Here is a 2,116-nt window from a genome sequence, read left to right as displayed (position 1 = left end):
GTTGTCGTAATCGAATAATCCGACCACGATTACGACAACGACAACGACAACGACAACGACAACGGTGCCCGGTCCGTGAGAGCGTCCGGTGGCTGTAGCTGTAGGGTACGCATCGCGCACCCGGCCGGGGGCGGGTCCGTTCGCCCTGGCCAGGAAACCCCCTAAATCCAGTCCACCAGCGCCAGGCCCAGGTGCATCAGGCCCAGCGCCATGAGTCCGGCCACCACGTCGTCGAGCATGATGCCCAACCCCCCGCCGACCCGGCGGTCGATCCACCCGATCGGCCAGGGCTTCCAGATATCGAAGAGCCGGAAGGCGGCGAACCCCGCCACGACCGCGGGCCAACTCGGGGTTATCGCGATCATCGTGATCAGATAGCCGACGATCTCGTCCCACACCACCGAGGGCGGGTCCTTTTCCCCCAGGGTCCGCGCCGCCCGGCCGCACAGCGGGATGCCGATGAGCAGGAGTGCCGCGGTGACCGCCAGATAGGGTGCAAGCGGCAGACCGGCCAGGAGCAGATAGAGCAGCACCCCGGGCAGGGTGCCGAAGGTGCCTGGGGCCTTGGGCAGGCGCCCGGTGCCGAAGCCTTGGGCGAGGAACAGGATGGCTCGATCACGCCGCGTGATCGTGGGTCGAGGCGCGCCCGGCGCCGGATCGAGAGAACCGATTGCAGGCGGCGCCGCGCGTCCGTCGGCATCGCCGGCCGGCGGCGCAAAGGGCACCAGCAGGCCCGCCGCGTCCAGGGTCCAGCGGGTGCCGTCGTCGGCGGGGATGCCGGTCATCAGGCGCCAGCGCTCCGGCAGGGGGCGCGGCAGGGCCAGCAGGCCGCCGCCCGGGGTCGAGAGGAAGGTGAACTCCAGGCGCCCGGTCGCCGCCCCGGTGAGGTCCACGCGCGCCTTCCAGCAGCCGTTCCATTCACGGAAAAAGTCGTATTTGAGGTCGACCGGCCCGATCAACTCAGTCAGCAGCGACTGGATCAGGGCACGGGCGGCCACGGCGCGGCGGGTGAAGTCGGTCAGCGGGGTCGGGGTCTGGTCGGTCATGGGGTTCCTGGATAGGGTCGGCAGTGAGTCGGGCGTTCGGGTGAAGGGCGGGACGCGCGGGCACGCGTTCGATCAGCCCGGTCGCGACACCAAGCGCCTGCTGCCCCTGGGGAACGGTTCACTAATAGGTTAAACAAGTCCATTCGAGCATGCCTTTAGCGCCATTGTCGATATTGTCGTTGTCGTTGTCGTTGTCGTTGTCGTAATCGTAATCGAAATTGGAGTTATCGTGACGCCCCGGATTCTCTCGCTCCCCAAATGGCATCGGTTCTCCGATTACGACCACGACCACGACAACGATCGTGTTTGTGTCTAGCGTGTTCTCGACTCGTTACTTGGCGGTCTCAGGCATCCCAATGTACATGGCGCATGAACGCCGGGTCGGTGTTGCGGTATCTGGGGGTGGTGATGGAGTTGCGCAGGTGTTTGATCATGGCCTCCTTCAGGGCGATCTCTTCGGTCAGTTCGTCCATGTGATTGCGGTCGCAATCGATACCGCCGGAATAACCGAGAAGCGCGACTGGGTCGTACTTGCCGACCGCGGCGAGCGCTTGGAGGGCGCCCAGCCGGATCTCCGCCTTCTCGATGGAGACCCGCTTCTGGCTGAGGTCGGCTTCCAGTTCGCATGATTCGTCGATCAACTCTTGGATTACCTTCAGGGTAAGGAATTCGCGCTCCTCCAGCTCATTCGTTGGCTCCATCAGGACCTGTTGCCCCTCCTCGACGGCACATTCGAGCCAACTCACCTCGGCGGCGCGCGGGGAGGAGGTGAAGCGCTGCAAGAGGTCCTGGGCCTCGGGGGTGGGCAGATGGGCCAGGGTCATGCAGACCCGTTCCAGTTCGGCCACGTCGCTGAGCGGTGAGAAGAGGACTTCAGCGAGGCGTATCAGGTCTTCGGGCGCATAGTCTTCCGGGTCTTGGATGGAGATGTGCTCGGTCATGGTAGCGGCTCCTGTGGGGTATGGTGTCACGCGTTTGCTTACGGCCAGGTCATCACAATCGTTAGGGAATGCGTATCGTGCCGTTGTCGTTGTCGTTGTCGTTGTCGTAATCGAGATTATCCTAGCGCC

General features: G+C 64.3%; 3 protein-coding genes. All 3 read right to left on the bottom strand.

Translation table 11 applies throughout. The features are described 5' to 3' along the window. Window positions 1–161 precede the first annotated feature (161 nt). The gene (locus QZY48_RS35020) at window positions 162–1,046 is read right to left on the bottom strand and encodes a phosphatidylglycerophosphatase A (RefSeq protein WP_366929777.1); all 885 of its coding nucleotides are present in this window, start codon (window positions 1,044–1,046) and stop codon (window positions 162–164) included. A gap of 121 nt (window positions 1,047–1,167) precedes the next feature. Further along, window positions 1,168–1,311, bottom strand: coding sequence for a hypothetical protein (locus QZY48_RS25230; protein ID WP_295436260.1), 144 nt, complete (start codon window positions 1,309–1,311; stop codon window positions 1,168–1,170). A 79-nt stretch (window positions 1,312–1,390) separates the two neighbouring features. Further along, the coding region (locus tag QZY48_RS25225; RefSeq protein WP_295436258.1) for a hypothetical protein at window positions 1,391–2,116 on the bottom strand (726 nt) is incomplete at its 5' end.

Source organism: uncultured Thiodictyon sp., from assembly GCF_903828115.1.
GTDB lineage: Bacteria > Pseudomonadota > Gammaproteobacteria > Chromatiales > Chromatiaceae > Thiodictyon.
Note: the sequence above shows the minus strand (reverse complement) of the source record. Positions and strands in the feature narration are given on the sequence as shown.